General features: G+C 45.1%; 19 protein-coding genes, 1 tRNA gene and 2 pseudogenes. 20 read left to right on the top strand and 2 right to left on the bottom strand.

What is annotated here, in order from left to right; genetic code table 11:
* Nucleotides 1-18: 18 nt before the first annotated feature.
* From spoIVB to DW996_RS09515, 20 genes and pseudogenes are all read left to right on the top strand, one after another.
* Nucleotides 19-1,262 (top strand): annotated as a pseudogene (gene spoIVB / locus DW996_RS09615) (SpoIVB peptidase).
* A gap of 100 nt (nt 1,263-1,362) precedes the next feature.
* Nucleotides 1,363-2,148 carry a sporulation transcription factor Spo0A gene (gene spo0A, locus DW996_RS09605; protein WP_118281992.1) on the top strand — a complete coding sequence of 262 codons (786 nt, stop codon included), beginning with the start codon at nt 1,363-1,365 and terminating at the stop codon, nt 2,146-2,148.
* Nucleotides 2,149-2,630: 482 nt separating this feature from the next.
* Nucleotides 2,631-2,703, top strand: a tRNA-Thr gene (locus DW996_RS09600).
* Between the two features lie 34 nt (nt 2,704-2,737).
* Nucleotides 2,738-3,667, top strand: a complete 930-nt coding sequence (locus DW996_RS09595; RefSeq protein WP_118535557.1) for a DUF5688 family protein — start codon at nt 2,738-2,740, stop codon at nt 3,665-3,667.
* An 80-nt stretch (nt 3,668-3,747) separates the two neighbouring features.
* Nucleotides 3,748-4,065 carry a hypothetical protein gene (locus DW996_RS09590; protein ID WP_118535556.1) on the top strand — a complete coding sequence of 106 codons (318 nt, stop codon included), beginning with the start codon at nt 3,748-3,750 and terminating at the stop codon, nt 4,063-4,065.
* Between the two features lie 3 nt (nt 4,066-4,068).
* Complete coding sequence (locus DW996_RS09585; RefSeq protein WP_118535555.1) at nt 4,069-4,704, top strand: epoxyqueuosine reductase QueH; 636 nt, start codon at nt 4,069-4,071, stop codon at nt 4,702-4,704.
* A 5-nt stretch (nt 4,705-4,709) separates the two neighbouring features.
* Entirely contained in the window at nt 4,710-6,086 is a 1,377-nt protein-coding gene (gene argH / locus DW996_RS09580) for an argininosuccinate lyase (protein ID WP_118281988.1), read from the top strand.
* Nucleotides 6,087-6,231: 145 nt separating this feature from the next.
* Nucleotides 6,232-7,323 (top strand): aspartate-semialdehyde dehydrogenase, encoded by a 1,092-nt coding sequence (gene asd / locus DW996_RS09575; protein ID WP_118535554.1) that lies wholly within the window; start codon nt 6,232-6,234, stop codon nt 7,321-7,323.
* A 139-nt stretch (nt 7,324-7,462) separates the two neighbouring features.
* Nucleotides 7,463-8,824, top strand: a complete 1,362-nt coding sequence (locus DW996_RS09570) for an ATP-binding protein (RefSeq protein WP_118535553.1) — start codon at nt 7,463-7,465, stop codon at nt 8,822-8,824.
* 4 nt (nt 8,825-8,828) lie between these two features.
* Nucleotides 8,829-10,912: pseudogene (locus DW996_RS09565) on the top strand (DNA topoisomerase).
* Nucleotides 10,913-10,930: 18 nt separating this feature from the next.
* On the top strand, nt 10,931-11,608 hold the full coding sequence (locus tag DW996_RS09560) for a UDP-N-acetylglucosamine pyrophosphorylase (protein ID WP_118281984.1): 678 nt from the start codon (nt 10,931-10,933) through the stop codon (nt 11,606-11,608).
* Between the two features lie 141 nt (nt 11,609-11,749).
* A complete protein-coding gene (locus DW996_RS09555; protein ID WP_118281983.1) occupies nt 11,750-12,451 on the top strand; it encodes an iron-sulfur cluster assembly scaffold protein in 702 nt (233 codons plus the stop codon).
* 20 nt (nt 12,452-12,471) lie between these two features.
* Entirely contained in the window at nt 12,472-13,482 is a 1,011-nt protein-coding gene (locus DW996_RS09550) for a GGGtGRT protein (protein WP_118281982.1), read from the top strand.
* Between the two features lie 105 nt (nt 13,483-13,587).
* Complete coding sequence (locus DW996_RS09545; protein WP_118535552.1) at nt 13,588-14,718, top strand: DUF362 domain-containing protein; 1,131 nt, start codon at nt 13,588-13,590, stop codon at nt 14,716-14,718.
* A 15-nt stretch (nt 14,719-14,733) separates the two neighbouring features.
* Nucleotides 14,734-14,961 (top strand): purine biosynthesis protein PurH, encoded by a 228-nt coding sequence (locus DW996_RS09540; RefSeq protein WP_118281980.1) that lies wholly within the window; start codon nt 14,734-14,736, stop codon nt 14,959-14,961.
* A gap of 22 nt (nt 14,962-14,983) precedes the next feature.
* Nucleotides 14,984-15,709: a nitroreductase family protein gene (locus tag DW996_RS09535; RefSeq protein ID WP_118535551.1), complete on the top strand. Its 726-nt coding sequence runs from the start codon at nt 14,984-14,986 to the stop codon at nt 15,707-15,709.
* Between the two features lie 142 nt (nt 15,710-15,851).
* Complete coding sequence (locus tag DW996_RS09530; protein ID WP_118535550.1) at nt 15,852-16,163, top strand: PadR family transcriptional regulator; 312 nt, start codon at nt 15,852-15,854, stop codon at nt 16,161-16,163.
* Between the two features lie 2 nt (nt 16,164-16,165).
* Entirely contained in the window at nt 16,166-16,594 is a 429-nt protein-coding gene (locus DW996_RS09525) for a DUF2812 domain-containing protein (RefSeq protein WP_118535549.1), read from the top strand.
* 92 nt (nt 16,595-16,686) lie between these two features.
* Nucleotides 16,687-17,127 carry a hypothetical protein gene (locus DW996_RS09520; protein WP_118535548.1) on the top strand — a complete coding sequence of 147 codons (441 nt, stop codon included), beginning with the start codon at nt 16,687-16,689 and terminating at the stop codon, nt 17,125-17,127.
* A 67-nt stretch (nt 17,128-17,194) separates the two neighbouring features.
* Nucleotides 17,195-17,605, top strand: a complete 411-nt coding sequence (locus DW996_RS09515; protein WP_118535547.1) for a YhcH/YjgK/YiaL family protein — start codon at nt 17,195-17,197, stop codon at nt 17,603-17,605.
* Here DW996_RS09515 and DW996_RS09510 read toward each other — a convergent pair whose 3' ends face one another.
* Both DW996_RS09510 and DW996_RS13430 read right to left on the bottom strand, forming a co-directional pair.
* Entirely contained in the window at nt 17,606-17,950 is a 345-nt protein-coding gene (locus DW996_RS09510; RefSeq protein WP_243069567.1) for a hypothetical protein, read from the bottom strand.
* Nucleotides 17,934-18,110 carry a hypothetical protein gene (locus DW996_RS13430; RefSeq protein WP_243098743.1) on the bottom strand — a complete coding sequence of 59 codons (177 nt, stop codon included), beginning with the start codon at nt 18,108-18,110 and terminating at the stop codon, nt 17,934-17,936. Before DW996_RS13430 ends, DW996_RS09510 begins: the two co-directional genes overlap by 17 nt.
* Nucleotides 18,111-18,152 lie beyond the last annotated feature (42 nt).

Genomic DNA, 18,152 nt, shown 5'->3' with positions numbered 1-18,152 from the left:
ATACTAAAGGAAGGACAAATGTCCTTCCTTTTCTTTTTCATGGAGGTTTTGCTTATGTTTGCATGGTATCAGAAAAATCGCAAAAAAACAGCCGTAGCCTACGGCATTGTATATGTCATAGCCTGCTATTTTATGCTTTTATCCTATATTCCCAAAGAGGTTGTTTTGCAAAAAGCCAGTGATAAGATCTCACTGGCGGCACCTATTCGTGTGCAGGAAGCCCATACAGAAGAGACCGTGCAGACGGAGCGTGGAAGCGATGCCAAGGGCATACAAAAGACCTATACCTGTAAACTGTTTGGTCTAATCCCGATCGCGACCATGAGCGGGACCGTTGTCGGAGATCAGTCCGTGGATGCGGTGGGAAGACCGGTCGGTATTTATCTGCAGACTCAGGGCATCTATGTTGCCGGTTTAAAAGAGATCCAGACTGTATCCGGAGAAAAAGTATCTCCCTGTGCTTATATTTTGCAGGAGGGAGACTACATTACGGGGCGGGATGGAAAAGAACTTTCAGACAAGGAGGACTTGCAGGAGGCGGTAGAAGCGTCAAAAGGGCAGGCCATGGTCCTGTCCGTCGTAAGACATGGGGAAGAAATGGAAGTCAAAGTCCGGCCGCAGGAAACGGAGGATGGCTCATATAAGTTAGGCATTTGGGTCAAAGATGATGTGGCAGGGGTAGGAACCCTGACCTATGTCAAGGAGGATGGCTCTTTTGGGGCGCTGGGACATGGTATCAGCGCGACATCGGGAAGTCAGGCGCTTAGTATGAAAGAGGGCTATCTGTATGAGACCAGCATTACCGGGATCACGCCTAGCAGCATCGGTTCGCCGGGGGAGATCTCAGGTCTGATCCATTATGGCAGTGCGGCGCGGCTGGGAGAGATCACGCGCAATTCCAATGTGGGCATTTATGGCAAGATGAATGGGACGGCAAAGACGGCATATGCGGGAAACTCCTATGCGGTTGCTTATAAACAGGAGATCAAGCGGGAGGGGGCGACCATCCTGTTTGGCGAAGGCGATGCGGTGGAGGCTTATCAGATCATGATCGACCAGATCGATTATGAACCAAAGGAAAAGAATAAATCTTTTGTCTTTCATGTGACGGATGAAAAACTCATCGACCAGATGGGCGGGATCGTTCAGGGCATGAGTGGATCGCCCATCATCAGGAAGGCAGGATCATTGGCGCAGTAACGCACGTTTTTATCAATGATCCTACAAAAGGATACGGCATTTTCATTGAGGAAATGCTATAGGATTTGTAAATATCATTTTTCGCGACTACTTTCGACAGCATACATACAAAATATGCTGAATAATGAGGAACGTAGATTTTGAAGAAAGTAGGAGGATGGTATGGACAAACTCAATGTGGCAATCGCAGACGATAATGATCTGATGCGTCAGTTGCTAGACACCATCGTACAGTCGGATGAAGAACTTTCAGTAGTTGGAACAGCAAAAGATGGGGAAGAAGCGTATCAGATGATCAAGGAGAAAGAGCCGGATGTGGTACTGCTTGATATCGTGATGCCAAAGATGGACGGACTGGGGGTTCTGGATAAAGTACAGCGGGATACGAGTATTAAAAAGACACCGAACTTTATCATGGTAAGTGCCGTCAACCAGCCACAGGTCACAGAGGATGCCTTTGCTCTTGGGGCAGATTATTTTATCATGAAGCCTTTTGATAAAGATACGATCATTCAGCGGATCAAAAAGACAAGAAGAACCCGTGCCTTTGTAGAGCCCGGTTTTTATCAGAAAAAGACGAAGGAGCATACCGAGGCTGCCTTAGAGGCAGATGTGACAAATATCATTCATGAGATCGGGGTACCGGCACATATCAAAGGTTACCAGTACTTAAGGGATGCGATCGTCATGTCCGTACAGGATATTGAGATGCTCAATTCCATTACGAAAGTCTTGTATCCGACGATCGCAAAGAAATATGATACGACCACGAGTCGTGTGGAACGTGCCATCCGGCATGCGATTGAAGTGGCATGGAGCAGGGGCAGGATGGATACTATTGATGCACTGTTTGGATACACTATCAATCATGGCAAGGGCAAGCCGACCAATTCGGAATTTATCGCCCTGATCACAGATAAGATCCGCTTGGACTACAAATTACGCTAGGCAGGAGGGACGTTCCTTTTGCCATGAGGGGCGTTCCTTTTGGACTTGGGGCTGGCACAGACCAGCAGGCGGACAGGGCACAGGATGCAGGGGGCAAAAACTTTGGAGCAGGTTAGGCGAGTCTCTTCGAGAAATCTTTTTCTTTTAATAAAGTGTCTCTTGCACAGCTTCGACTGCCGTCAGGATGTGTCCGCCTCTGGCAGATATTCAGGGCATCTCTAATGCGTTTGCATTCATATCTGACAGAGGCGAACATCATCCAAGACGGTTGTCGAACTTTGCAAAGACAGTTTTAATCAGAGAAAGAAAAAGTTTCTCGTCAGAGACTCCCTGTTCTGCGACAGTTTTTGCCCCCTGCATCCTGTGCCCTGTCCGCCTGCTAGTCTGTGCCAGCCCCAAGTCCAAAGGAACGCATCTTCGATTTGCAAAAAGATAAAAAAATCGTTGCCAAAACAGAAAACTTTCGATATAATAATTTCGTTGCTCCGATAGCTCAGTTGGTAGAGCACTTCACTCGTAATGAAGGGGTCGTCAGTTCGAGTCTGATTCGGAGCTTTTTCCATTTGCGCATGTCTGAATCGGAGGGTTTATGACATACGAAATATTTAAAAAGGAATTGATTTCCTTACTTGAGGAGCGGATTGACGCGGATCAGGAGATTGATGTGCGCCCTGTTCTCAAGAACAACGATCTATGGTTAGACGGACTGAGCATCCTTCAGTCATCTGTCAACATTTCCCCAACCATTTATTTACATACGTGTTATGAGATTTTTCAAGAGGGATCGTCCCTGACAGAAATCGCAGACCGCATACTTTCCAGTTTTTCTGAGTATCGCCTGAAAGAGGATGTGGATCTATCTTTTTTCACGGATTTTTCCAAAGTGCGGGAAAATATTATCTACAAACTGGTCAATATGGAAAAGAACAAAGAACTTTTGGCAGAAGTGCCGTTTGTTCCCTATTTGGATCTAGCAGTGGTATTTTGCTATTATATTTTGGCGGATGAGACCTTCCCTGAGCAAATGACAAGGAGTAATGCGTCTATCCTGATCCGAAATGATATGTTAGATATCTGGCACATCACGCCGAAAGAACTCTTATCTTATGCCCGCCGCAACACGCCAAAATTGCTTGCACCAAAGATGCATTCCTTTTCGGGACTGGTGGATTCTATGCTGGAAGCAGCAGGGCAGAGTCTGCCGGAAATTGAAGACATGGAAGATCTGGCAGATTTTCAGATGTATGTGCTGACCAATGCCAACCAGTATTTTGGGGCGGCAGTCATGTTGTATCCGCAGATCATGCAAAAATGTGCGAAAGTGACAGAAAGCGATTTTGTTATCTTGCCGAGCAGTGTGCATGAGTTGATCTTGCTGCCTTATCAAAATCGCTTTGATCTGGAGGAAATGTCTGCCCTGGTACGTCAGGTCAATGCTACCTGTGTGATGCCGGAAGAAGTCCTTTCCGACCATGTGTATTATTATGACCATGTCAACAATCGCATCAGTTATTCCTGATGAGAAAAGGTGGTAGTTGTTTCTTCTTTTAAAACTTGCTATAATGGGCTAAGTGAAAAGAACAGGAGAGGACACTTAAAATGACAAAAGCAATCAAAGTATTTAAAAATAAACCAATCATACCACTTGGAATTTTTCTGGCGGTGACCGTAGTATTGATCGTCGTGAGTTTTGCGGTATTAAATATTCCCATTGTGGCAATCTGTTCGATCGCCATTTTGGAAGTGCTGCTCAGCGCACTTTTAAACCGGATCCCGCTTTGGGTACATGGGCTCCTTGTGATCGCACAGATCGCGGCAGGATTTAGCTTTGGCAGAGCCGTTTTTATGGTACTCATGGCAATCGTATATGTACTGGCAGTGGCATTTTTATATCTTTGGACATCTGAGGAAGCATAGTACATGAAGCAGAATTATCAACGTCTTTTGGATCAAACGATTCTTCAGTTGCAGGAGCAGGGCAGGGTGCCGAGACTTCTTTTGCACGCCTGCTGTGCGCCCTGCAGTTCTTATGTCTTGGAGTATCTGTCCGTTTATTTTTTGATCACCGTATTCTATTACAATCCCAATATTTACCCGGATGAAGAATATAACAAACGTGTGGCAGAACAAAAGGCTTTTATCGAACGTTTTCCGGCAAAGCATCCGATCTCTTTTGTGGAGGGAGACTTTGACAAAGAGCGTTTTTATGAAGTGACCAAGGGACTGGAGAAGGAGCCGGAGGGTGGAAAGCGGTGCCAGCAGTGTTTTCGTCTTCGGTTGGAAGAGACGGCGAAACTGGCAAAAGCAATGCAGATGGACTATTTTACGACGACACTTTCCATCAGTCCCATGAAAAATGCCCAGATGCTCAATGAAATCGGCGGAGCGCTGGCAAAAGACTATGGCATTTCGTATTTGTATTCGGATTTTAAGAAACGCGAGGGCTATAAGCGCAGCGTAGAATTATCAAAAGAGTATGGCATGTATCGGCAGGATTACTGTGGGTGTGTGTTTTCATATCGTAGCAGACAGCAGGAAAAAGAGGAAAGGAATTAAGTATTATGGCACAGTTATGGGGTGGACGATTCACCAAGGCAACCGATCAGTTAGTATATGATTTCAACGCTTCCATCGGATTCGACCAGCGGTTTTTTGCGGAAGACATCATGGGCAGCAAGGCACACGTCAAGATGCTTGCAAAACAGGGCATCCTTACGGAAGAGGAAAGGGATGAGATCTTAGTCGGACTGGAAGGCATCGAAAAAGATGTGGCAGACGGCAAACTTGCCATCACATCCGAATACGAGGATATTCATAGTTTTGTGGAGGCAAATCTGATCGACCGTATCGGTGATCCGGGCAAGAAACTGCATACCGGACGCAGCAGAAACGATCAGGTGGCATTGGATATGCGCCTTTATACCAGAAGTCAGGTAGAACATACCAAGGATCTGCTCCATCATCTGCTTGAGACCATTCTTTCCATTATGGAAGATAACACAGAGACGATCATGCCGGGCTTTACCCATTTGCAAAAGGCACAGCCGATCACGCTTGCGCATCATATGGGGGCTTATTTTGAAATGTTTAAGCGTGATGTTTTGCGCTTGTCCGATATATACGAGCGCATGAATTATTGTCCTTTGGGCTCCGGCGCATTGGCAGGCACGACATATCCATTGGATCGTGATTATACTGCAGAACTGCTGGGATTTTACGGACCGACCGTCAACAGTATGGATGGTGTCAGCGACAGGGATTATCTGATCGAATACCTGAGTGCCATGTCTACCATCATGATGCATCTGAGCCGTTTTTCCGAAGAAGTCATCATCTGGAATTCCAATGAATACCGTTTTATTGAGATCGACGATGCCTATAGTACCGGAAGCAGTATCATGCCGCAGAAAAAGAACCCTGATATCGCGGAACTCGTGCGTGGTAAGACTGGGCGTGTCTATGGGGCGCTGATGGGACTGCTTACGACCATGAAGGGCATTCCGCTTGCCTATAATAAGGATATGCAGGAAGATAAAGAAATGGCATTTGATGCGATGGATACGGTCAATGGCTGCATCCAACTCTTTGATGGCATGTTAGAGACCATGACTTTCCGCAAAGACGTCATGGAAAAGAGCGCCAGACATGGCTTTACCAATGCGACCGATGCCGCAGATTATCTGGTAGGCAAGGGCGTACCGTTCCGGGATGCGCATGGCATTATCGGACGTGTGGTTCTCTATTGCATTGATAAGGGTATCGCGATCGATGATATGTCATTGGAGGAATTGAAAGAGTTCTCGGATGTCTTTGAAGAGGACATTTATGATGCCATTTCCATGTACACCTGTGTCAACAAGCGTCTGACGACGGGAGCACCGGGCAAGGAAGCAATGGAAACAGCCATTGCGTCTTACAAGGAATTTTTGAAAAAATAACCAAAAGAAATAAGGAAAAAGGCAGGCATTTGTGGAATTTGTGTAAAATTGGAAAAGTGCTTGCTTTTTTTTATGGAATAACGTAACATATTTTCCTAGAAAGACAGTTGTCTGCGTAGAGCGGACATGTGAGAAGGAGAGCATCATGAGCGAAAAATTAAAAGTTGGTATTTTAGGTGGAACAGGTATGGTTGGACAGAGATTTATCTCTCTGCTGGAAAATCATCCATGGTTTGAGGTAACTACGATCGCAGCCAGCCCAAGAAGTGCAGGCAAGCGGTATGAGGATGCTGTGGGTGGACGTTGGAAAATGGACACACCAATGCCGGAAGCCGTAAAAGATATAGTGGTAAAGAATGTCAATGAAGTAGAAGATGTGGCAGCGGAGGTGGATTTTGTATTCTCTGCGGTTGACATGACAAAGGATGAGATCAAGGCGATCGAGGAAGCATATGCTAAGACTGAGACACCGGTCGTTTCCAATAACAGTGCACACAGATGGACACCGGATGTACCTATGGTTGTACCGGAGATTAACCCGGAACATATGCATGTGATCGAATATCAGAAGAAGAGACTGGGAACCAAGAGAGGATTTGTGGCAGTAAAGCCAAACTGCTCGATCCAGTCTTACGCACCGGTACTTACCGCATGGAAAGAGTTTGAGCCGTATGAAGTGGTAGCGACAACTTATCAGGCAATTTCCGGTGCAGGAAAGACCTTTAAGGATTGGCCGGAGATGGAAGGAAATATCATTCCATACATCGGTGGTGAAGAAGAAAAGAGTGAAAAAGAGCCACTCCGTATCTGGGGCTATGTGGATGAAGAAAAGGGCGAGATCGTACCGGCAACCAGCCCGGTCATCACTTGCCAGTGTATCCGTGTTCCGGTATTAAATGGTCATACCGCAGCCGTATTTGTGAAGTTTAAGAAAAATCCTACCAAAGAGCAGTTGATCGAGGCGTTGGAGAAATTCTCCGGACTGCCACAGGAGTTAAACCTTCCGAGTGCGCCAAAGCAGTTTATCCGTTACATGGAAGAGGATAACCGCCCACAGGTCACATTGGATGTCAACTATGAAAATGGTATGGGTATCAATGTGGGACGTTTGCGTGAGGACACGGTATATGACTGGAAGTTCGTTGGACTTTCTCATAATACAGTCCGCGGTGCAGCAGGCGGCGCAGTTCTTTGTGCAGAACTTTTAAAGGCACAGGGATATATCACAAAGAAATAGATCATGTGGATCGGGACGAAGTTCTTAGGGCTTCGTCCTTTTTTTCTTGTCAATTTTCTCCTGCAAAGATATAATAGAAATTGCGACTTGTTAAATGCAGATTTATGTATTTGAGATAAAAAGAAATGGGGAAACATAGATGATCACACGAGCCACAGAGTATAAGAAATTAGAAGAATTATATAAAAAGAGCGGCAACCAGTTGTATATTTTGTATGGCAGGAGCGGTTGCGGTATGGAACTGCTCTTACAACTCTTTGCAAGGGATAAAAAGTGCTTTTATTATCATGCCAGAAATGCCTCTGCCGAGGAACAACTGCACCAGATGCAAAGGGAAATTGAAAAACAGTACGAGGTCAATCTGACCCGCGATTCCTATGATGAGTGCTTTAACCGCGTTAAGAGTGGGGATGCGTCCAAACTGGTTCTTATGATCGATGCTTTTGACCGCATTGTAAAAAAAGATCCGCATTTTATGGAAAGCATCTTAAAATTAAAGGCGCGCAGGCTTTATCCGGGACCGGTCATGATCCTGCTCTGTCATTCGTCCTTAGCGTGGGCGCATAAGGATATGGCAACTTGTCTGGGGGATGCCATGGCAAAGGTCGATGAGGTCATGAAGTTGGATGATATGAGTTTTCTGGATGTCGTCCGTGCCTTCCCGGAGTATTCGGTGGCACAGTGTGTTGAGACTTATGGTATCATCGGCGGCGTGCCGGATTATCTCAACCGCTGGAATGGGAAAAAGAGCATCAAGGAAAATATCTGCAATAATATCCTGCGGCCGCATGGCTATCTGTTTTCGGAGGCAGAGGATTTCATTGGAAGCGAACTGCGGGAGTTGTCTGTCTATGACACGATCTTGGCATCGATCGCATCCGGACATGAAAAATTAAATGATCTTTTTATGGATACCGGCTATTCGCGGGCAAAGATCAGTGTGTATATGAAAAATCTGGCGGCTTTTGATGTTGTTGAAAAAGTGGTTTCCTTCGAGACCGGCGGCTGGGATAACTCCAAGAAAGGGGTTTATCACATTCGCAATCATTTTGTGAATTTCTGGTTCACTTTTATCTATCCGCATTTGTCAGATCTTTATGTCATGAGTGCGGAAGCATTTTATGAAACTTATATTGAAAAGGAATTGGATACCTATCTGCAGCAGTATTTTGTCAGTGTCTGTACAGAATACCTGCAACTGTTAAACCATGTGGGACAGGTGCCGATCAAACTTGTAAAAATGGGAACCTGGGTAGGAAAAGAGGGATCCATTGATATTATCGGGCAAAATGCGCAGCGGGAAAATGTAGTTGGCATCTGCAGCTGGACAGAGGATGAATTTTCCTATGGAAGATACGAAAAACTTTTGGTGCAGATGAAAAAGGCAAAGATTTCTGCAAATGTGATCTATCTCTTCTCTGCCAAGAAATTTGATGCAGAGATCGAAAAACTGGCAGCAGAACATGCAGAGATCGTGCTGGTAGATATGACGGAGTTATAATTTTATGGGTAAATCCTTATTTATCGCAGAGAAACCGAGCGTTGCACAGCAGTTTGGTGCGGCTTTGGATGAAAATCTGAGCAGACGTGACGGTTATCTGGAGGGAGAGCATATGGTCATTACCTGGTGCGTCGGACACCTGGTGACTATGAGTTATCCCGATGTTTATGATGAAAAATACAAAAAATGGCGTTTGGAGACACTTCCTTTTTTACCGACGGAGTTCAAATACGAGGTCATATCTTCAAGTGCCAAGCAGTATGGTATTGTTACCAGCCTGATGAAGCGGGACGACGTGGATACCATCTATGTCTGTACGGACTCGGGACGTGAGGGAGAATACATATATCGTCTGGTGGAACAGATGTCTGGCGTGACCGGCAAGGTCAGAAAGCGTGTCTGGATTGATTCGCAGACAGAGGAGGAAATCCTGCGTGGGGTCAAGGAGGCAAAAGATCTTTCGGAATATGACAATTTGTCCGATGCAGCCTATCTGCGCGCCAAAGAAGATTATCTGATGGGGATCAATTTTTCACGCTTGCTTTCGATCCGCTATGGCAATTCCATGGCAAATTTTTTGAATGAAAAATATTGTGTGGTGTCGGTCGGACGTGTCATGACCTGTGTTCTTGGCATGATCGTGCGCCGGGAAAGAGAAATCCGCAATTTTGAAAAGACACCATTTTACCGCGTGCTGGCGGGGGTCGATGTGGCAGGTGCCAATCTTTCCATGGAGTGGAAAGCGGTCGTGGGATCGCGCTATGAGAATTCGCCTTTGCTTTACAAGGAAAATGGCTTTAAAGAGATGGCGAGTGCCGTCAAACTGATCGAGGAGACCTTGGAGATGGAGCCCGGCAGTGCGGTTTTAGATGAAGAACGGCGCATCATGGGACAGGCAAAGGGAAGCATCGAGAAGATCGAAAAGAAGAAAGAAAAGAAAAAGCCGCCGCTTTTATACAACTTAGCGGAATTGCAGAATGACTGTTCCAAGTTCTTTAAGATCAGCCCGGACGAGACACTTGCGGTCGTGCAGGAACTCTATGAAAAGAAATTGGTCACCTATCCGCGAACGGATGCCAGAGTCTTATCGACGGCTGTGGCAAAGGAGATCCACAAGAATATCCGTGGACTTTTAGGCATTCCGGGTGTCCGGGACTACGCGCAGACCATCCTGGATCAGGAGATGTATAAGGGGCTTGCCAAGACACGTTATGTCAATGACAAGCAGATCACCGACCACTATGCCATCATTCCGACCGGACAGGGCTTGTCTGCCTTAAAGGGATTAAATAGCAGGGCGGTTTATATTTATGAGACGATCGTGCGTCGTTTTCTGGCGATCTTTTATCCGCCGGCAGAATATGAAAAGTTAAATCTTACTATAAAAAGTGGAAGTGAATACTTCTTTGCATCCGAGAAATATTTAAAAGAGCCGGGCTATCTTAGCCTGATGGAATATTCTTTCCGCAAGAAAAAAACTGCCACGGCGGATGCCAAGGAGGCAGCAGCGGTGGATAATGGCTCGGAGGAAAACGAGGGCGAAGAGGACGAGAATTTAAACATCAATATGGCGGAAGTCCTTGCCCAGATCAAAAAGGGCGATGAGGTTGGGATCGGCAGCATGCAGATCAAGGAAGGCGAGACTTCACCGCCAAAGCGCTACAATTCCGGTGCTATGATCCTTGCCATGGAAAATGCCGGGCAACTAATAGAGGATGAGGAATTGCGTTCCCAGATCAAGGGAAGCGGTATCGGAACCTCTGCAACGCGTGCAGAGATCCTAAAGAAACTGGTAAATAACAAGTATATTGCTCTAAATAAAAAGACCCAGATCTACACCCCGACCTTACAGGGAGAATGATCTTTGACGTCGTGAATGCTTCGATCCCGTCACTTTTAAATCCGGAGTTGACGGCAAGTTGGGAAAAGGGGCTGACCTACGTGGCAGACGGTGAGATCACGGCGGATGAATATATGGTCAAATTGGAAAATTTTATCAAACAAAAGACAGCACGTGTGCTGGCGAATAACAATCAATATGCCATGCAGGGAATGTACCGTGCAGCAGCACAATATTATAAAAAATAGTAAAGGATGGAAAAGAAAATGGAACATTGCAAAGTAAAAAACATGTATGACCTGACACAGACATTGGCAGCACCATTGCTTGAAACCGTGGATTATCCATGGGAGGCATTGCCAAAAATCGGAGAGTTCATTAAAGAAATCGGACCAAAGCTTGATCCGGAAGTTTTTGAACGACGCGGAGAAAATATCTGGATTGCAAAATCGGTATCCATTGCAGCAACAGCTACATTAAATGGTCCGCTCATCATTGATGAAGACACCGAAGTACGTCCGGGCGCATTTATCCGTGGCAATGTTATTGTTGGTAAGAACTGTGTTGTAGGGAATTCAACAGAATTGAAAAATGTTATTCTGTTTAATGTTGTTCAGGTACCACATTATAATTATGTTGGAGATTCCGTACTTGGTTTCCATTCACATATGGGGGCTGGTTCCATTACCTCTAATGTTAAGAGTGATAAGACACTTGTGGTTGTAAAAGACCGCTATGAAAGCAAGGAAGAGATTGCGACAGGCCTTAAAAAATTCGGTGCAATGCTTGGCGATTATGTAGAAGTTGGATGTAACAGTGTATTAAATCCGGGTACGGTGGTATGCTCACATTCTAATATTTATCCAGTATCTTGTGTACGCGGAGTCATCCCGGCAAACTCCATTTTTAAAGATAAAGACCACGTGGTAAAAAAAGAAGCGTAGGAAAGCGCACGGAAAGAGAAAAAGGTCTAGACGAACCGCAGAAAATGTGAGAAAATAAGCAGAGTGTGTTAGTTATTTTTTTAACTAAGCAAGGCATAGCCATATGATGCATGCTTTATGTATTATGAAAGGAGTCTTATAATGATTTACACAAAGGAAGTTGAAAACATGTGTCCTGTTGCAAAGGGCGCAAAACATGAACCAGCTCCAATTCCTGAAGAAGGAAAATGGGTGCATTCTAAGAAGATTGAAGATATTTCAGGCTTTACACATGGTGTGGGCTGGTGTGCTCCTCAGCAGGGCGCATGTAAGTTGTCTTTGAATGTTAAGAACGGTGTTATTGAAGAAGCATTGGTAGAGACAATCGGATGTTCTGGTATGACACATTCCGCAGCAATGGCAGCAGAGATCTTGCAGGGCAAGACAATTCTTGAAGCATTAAACACAGACCTTGTTTGTGATGCTATCAATACAGCAATGAGAGAGTTATTCTTACAGATCGTTTACGGACGTACACAGTCTGCATTCTCTGATGATGGACTTGCTATCGGTGCTGGTCTGGAAGACTTAGGAAAGGGTCTTCGTTCCCAGGTTGGTACTATGTACGCAACCAAGGCAAAGGGTGTTCGTTATCTGGAAATGGCAGAAGGCTATGTTACAGGTATTGCTCTTGATGCTGACGACGAAGTTATCGGTTACCAGTTCGTTTCCCTTGGAAAGATGACAGACTTCATCAAAAAGGGTGATGACGCAAATACTGCTTGGGAAAAGGCTTCCGGTTCTTACGGACGTGTTACACCAGAGCAGGGCGCTGTTAAGATCATCGACCCAAGAGTAGAGTAGTAGAAAGGAGACGTAAGAAGATGGCTTTATTTGAATCATATGAAAGAAGAATTGACCAGATCAATGCTGTTTTAAATAGTTATGGTATCAGCTCTATCGAAGAAGCTGAGAAGATCACAAAGGATGCTGGACTTGATGTATATGAGCAGGTTAAGAAGATCCAGCCGATCTGTTTTGAAAATGCATGCTGGGCATACACAGTAGGTGCAGCGATCGCAATCAAGAAGGGATGCCGTAGAGCCGCTGATGCAGCAGCTGCAATCGGTGAAGGACTTCAGGCATTCTGTATCCCTGGTTCTGTAGCAGATCACCGTAAGGTAGGTCTTGGACATGGTAACCTTGGAAAGATGTTATTAGAGGAAGAGACAGAGTGCTTCTGCTTCTTAGCAGGACATGAGTCATTTGCAGCAGCAGAAGGTGCGATCGGTATCGCTGAAAAGGCAAACAAGGTTCGTCAGAAACCTCTGCGTGTTATCTTAAATGGTCTTGGAAAAGATGCTGCACAGATCATTTCCCGTATCAACGGATTTACTTACGTTGAGACAAAGTATGACTACAAGGAAGCAAAACTTAATGTAGTATATGAAAAGGCATACTCAGATGGACTTCGTGCATCTGTTAAGTGTTATGGTGCTGATGATGTTCAGGAAGGTGTTGCGATCATGCACTTTGAGAACGTTGGTGTATCTATCACAGGTAACTCAACCAACCCAACACGTTTCCAGCATCCGGTAGCAGGTACATACAAGAAAGAGTGTATCGAGCAGGGTAAAAAGTACTTCTCAGTAGCATCAGGCGGTGGTACAGGACGTACACTTCATCCGGACAACATGGCAGCAGGTCCTGCTTCTTATGGTATGACAGATACTTTAGGACGTATGCATTCTGATGCACAGTTCGCAGGTTCTTCTTCTGTTCCGGCTCACGTTGAGATGATGGGACTGATCGGTATGGGTAACAACCCAATGGTAGGTGCTACCGTTGCTGTTGCTGTATCCGTTCAAGAGGCTGCTGACGCTGGCAAGTTCTAAAAATAGACAATAATATCCCGGTCTGGGATCATGGGATCCCCGTGCTATTTGGCACGGGGATTTTATAGTACATATAAGTATTTAAGAGAAAGAAAAGGGAAGATCATGGGAGAATCAAAAGTATATTTCACATCTTTTAAAACGACAGAACATGAGAACCTGATCCAGAAACTGCATCGTCTTATGAAGCAGGCTGGATTTGAAAACATTGATTTTAATGAAAAATATGCTGCCATCAAGATCCATTTTGGAGAATATGGAAATCTTGCATTTCTTCGTCCAAATTATGCCAAGGTGGTTGCAGATTATGTCAAGGAACTCGGCGGAAAGGCATTTCTTACGGATTGCAATACCCTTTATGTCGGCAGCAGAAAGAATGCGCTGGATCATCTGGATACAGCCTATGTCAACGGATTTTCGCCCTTACAGACAGGCTGCCATGTGATCATTGGTGATGGCTTAAAGGGAACGGACGAGACGATTGTTCCAATCGATGGGGAATATGTAAAGGAAGCCAAGATCGGACATGCCATTATGGATGCAGATGTCTTTATTTCTCTGACACACTTTAAGGGACACGAGACGGCAGGTTTTGGCGGTGCGATCAAAAATATCGGTATGGGCTGCGGATCAAGAGCCGGTAAGATGGAACAGCACTGTGAGGGCAAGCCGAGTGCAGATAAGAATCTGTGTGTGGGATGTGGCGCATGCAGTCGCATTTGTGCACATGGAGCACCCGTTATTACAGATGGAAAAGCGACGATTGATCATGACAGATGTGTGGGATGTGGAAGATGTCTGGCTGTTTGTCCAAAGGATGCGATTACAGCGAATTTTGCAGATTCTGTTTTCATGTTGAATTGTAAAATGGCAGAATATGCATATGCAGTCTGCAAAGACAGACCATGTTTTCATATTTCATTGATCTGTGATGTGTCGCCAAACTGTGATTGCCATGCAGAAAATGATATTCCAATTATTCCGAATATCGGAATGCTTGCATCTTTTGACCCGGTAGCATTAGACCAGGCATGTGCTGACCTTTGCAATAAAATGCCTGCGATGTCAGGAAGTCTGTTAGATGAAAATGAAAAGAATTTACCAGAAGAAGTGCATGCACATTGTGGACACGATCATTTTAAGATGACGCACCCGGATACAGAATGGGAATCTTGTCTTGATCATGCACAAAAGATGGGGCTTGGAACGAGAACGTATAAATTAGTGCAGATATAGAAGGACGAAAAACATATGAGTTATTTGATTGCAGAAACAACAAAGGAAGAACGGGAGAAAATCGTTGCAGATGCACTTGGAAATATAGAAGCAAGTTGTGACGGCTGTATGCCGGGATTAGCAGAAATGTATCAGGATTATATTGACGGGAAAAAGGAACTTCGACAAATCAATATGGAATTCAATGCCCGTTATGTAAAAGGTGATGATATGCCGGGAAGATCTGGGTGTATGTACTTATAGGGAGCAAAGGAAGACAGGAAGCATGAATGAGATCATAAAAAGCCTTTATGACAGAAAGTCTGTACGTGTGTTTGAGGACAGACCGATCCCGGCAGACATGAAAGAGACGATCTTAGAGACGGCGGCGCAGGCACCTTCTGCCGGATGTCAGCAGTTATATACGATCATTGATGTGACGGATCAGGCGATCAAGGATACGCTGGCAGATTTTTGTGACCATCAGCCTTTTATCGCAAAGGCAGATATGGTGGAGGTATTTTGTGCAGATTGTAAGAAATGGTATGATGCCTATATAGAGGCAGGCTGCAGCCCAAGACATCCCGGTGTGGGAGATCTCATGCTTGCGGTCACGGATGCGACGATCGCAGCGCAAAATACGGTCGTGGCGGCAGAAAGTCTTGGCATTGGATCCTGCTATATCGGTGACATCATAGAAAATCAGGAAGACGTCGCAAAACTTTTGCATTTGCCGGACTATGTATTTCCAGCAGCCATGTTGGTTTACGGATGGCCGACCGACCAGCAAAAGATGCGCAAGAAACCAGAACGCTGCCCACAGGAATACATTGTGCATGAAAACACGTATCACAGTATGGATGGAGCAGAACTGCGTGGTATGTTGGCACACCATTGTAAGCAAAGATCTTTTGAAGATTGGTGCGCAGCATTCTGCGAGCGCAAATACAATTCAGACTTTTCTAAGGAAATGACAAGGTCAGTGGAAGTATATTTAAAGCAATATCATTAAAAGAAGAAAGTACAGTGAAAGGCAGGAAGAAATTCCTGCCTTTTTGTATGGGCACAGAAACTCCTTGACACATATATCGCACTGCGATACAATATGATATATCGAAGTGCGATATATATTCTGGAATATAAGAGGTTTTATCATGGATGCGCATATCAAAAAAGTATACGTGCCAATGACGGAGACAGGTTTTTACATTTTACTGTGTTTACAGGAACCCAACCATGGTTATGGCATTGTGCAAGAGGTAAAAACTATGACGGGTGGTGACATTGTATTGGCACCGGGAACCATGTATGGCAGTCTGTCAAAGATGGAAAAGGACGGACTGATCTCTTTTGTGCGAGAGGAGGACAAGCGGAAAATATACGAGATCACGGCACTCGGCAGGGAAGTGCTGGAAACCGAAAAGAAACGAATTGACCGATTGTACCGGAATATGAAGGAGATGTAGCTATGAAAGATAAGAAGATCACTTTTAAGTATTTTTCCATTGCAGAATATGAAAAAGAAGAAGCATATTTGCGCAAAATGCATCAGCAAGGCTGGAAACTGGTAAAGATATCACTCCGTTATCTCTATGTCCGTGCCTATATTTTTGAAAAGTGTCAGCCGGAGGATGTGATCTACCGCACCGACTATGATCAGACCGGTGGAGACGCCTATATACAGATGTTTGCGGACTGCGGCTGGGAATATTTGTTTGATTTTGATGAGAGTTCTTATTTTCGGAAGAAAAAAGAGGATATCGCAGAGGATGAAGATATTTTTTGTGACGATGTATCCCGGCTTGCATGGTACGGCGTGTTTTTAAGGCAAGATATATTCCTTATCTTACCCTTTGCGTATCAGATATTATTTTTTGGATCGGCTTGGATTCACTGATCTACATGGGATCCGGAAAAAGCGGACTCATCATCACCATGATACTTTGGATAACCATTCTGCTGGCGCTCTTATACTTAGGAGTATTGACAATGCAATTTTATAAATGTGAAAAGAAACTGGCAGAGGAAACAGAGGCGGCAGAAGGCGTTAAGTACAAATATATAGGATTGGCGGTACTTTGGGTAGCGCTGGCTCTGGTGACCGGTATTCTGATCCTATATGCCAATCGTTCCGATTATTCGGTCACAGACCGGGAGAATGGTTTTTCCATAGAGAGCAAACGGATGAATACGGAACTGGAACGCGAGTATGAGGCGCAAAAAGGGGATCAGATCGCGATCGGGCATGATATTGATGATGGTTATATTGAGATCACGATCGAGGATAGCGAGGGTCAAGTCCTTGCAAGTCAATCTTATGAAGATTGGAGTGAGGATATCCAGACCATAGTGGTTCCTAAGGATGGCAGGTATCGCATTATTTGTAAGGGAAGACATGCGAGAGGCAGCATTCAGGTAAACCTGGAGTAGCAATTTTGCATACAGATAGAAAAAGTGCTAGAGTAGAGGATAAGATTTTTGACAAAGGAGAATACAAATGACTTTAGAGGAAGCAGTAGCATATTTAAAAGAAGAGGACTTAGCCACTATGGCAGTCGGCACTTATGAAGTGGATGGAGATTTCTACTTTATGATCCAGGAGTATGAGACCAAGGAAGTGGCAGATTGTCGCCTGGAAACCCACAAGAACTATACGGATATTCAGTGGATCATTTCCGGCGAGGAAGCCATTGATACGGTAAATGTGGCAGGGCTTACTGTAGAGGAAGCCTATGACGCAGACCGTGACGTGGCATTTTGGCAGGAACCTGCAGAAATGTGCCATATGGTATTATCTTCCGGTTCCTACGCGATCCTGCCACCGAGCATCGCACATAAACCTGGCATGCGTGCAGGAAGTCAGGCATCCCCGGTCAAAAAATGTGTGGGAAAGGTGCGCGTTCACTAATTACCAGACTTCGCCCGGGTACTTTAGATTCCAGTCTTTACGGACCTTTGTCATGATATCCATGACATCTTTAGACTGGGCAAGGCGCATGATGCTGTCATCCCCGGAAAGGATGGCATCTTCCATATCCTTCATTTCATAATAGAGGGCATTTGCCGCTTGACCGGCGCAGATCTCGCGTCTGTCGCCCGCTGCGGCATCGACGATAAAGGCTTTATCGGCTCGTGGGTATTCCATGATCTCGATATAGCCTTTTTCTAAACTGATCATGGCGCGTTTTGGCTGCTTGGAATGCATGGATAAGGCTACGGTAGCCATCTGCCCCAGATCATTTTGTAAAAGCATGGTCGCCTGCTCGTCGGAGCCGGTTGGGGAAGGCAAGGGCTTTTTCCTGTGTGCGGTTGGCGACACCGTAGAGTTTTTTGTCCATTTTTTGCAGTGCCTGTGCCATTTCATTAGCGATCACGCCGGTACCGATCACTGCCCAGTTCAATTCTTTCTTCATTGGAAATCAACCTCCTTTTTGCATCTTCGCGCTTATTAAATC

The sequence above is a fragment of the Roseburia sp. AM51-8 genome (assembly GCF_003478275.1).
Classification (GTDB): domain Bacteria; phylum Bacillota; class Clostridia; order Lachnospirales; family Lachnospiraceae; genus Pararoseburia; species Pararoseburia lenta.
Note: the sequence above shows the minus strand (reverse complement) of the source record. Positions and strands in the feature narration are given on the sequence as shown.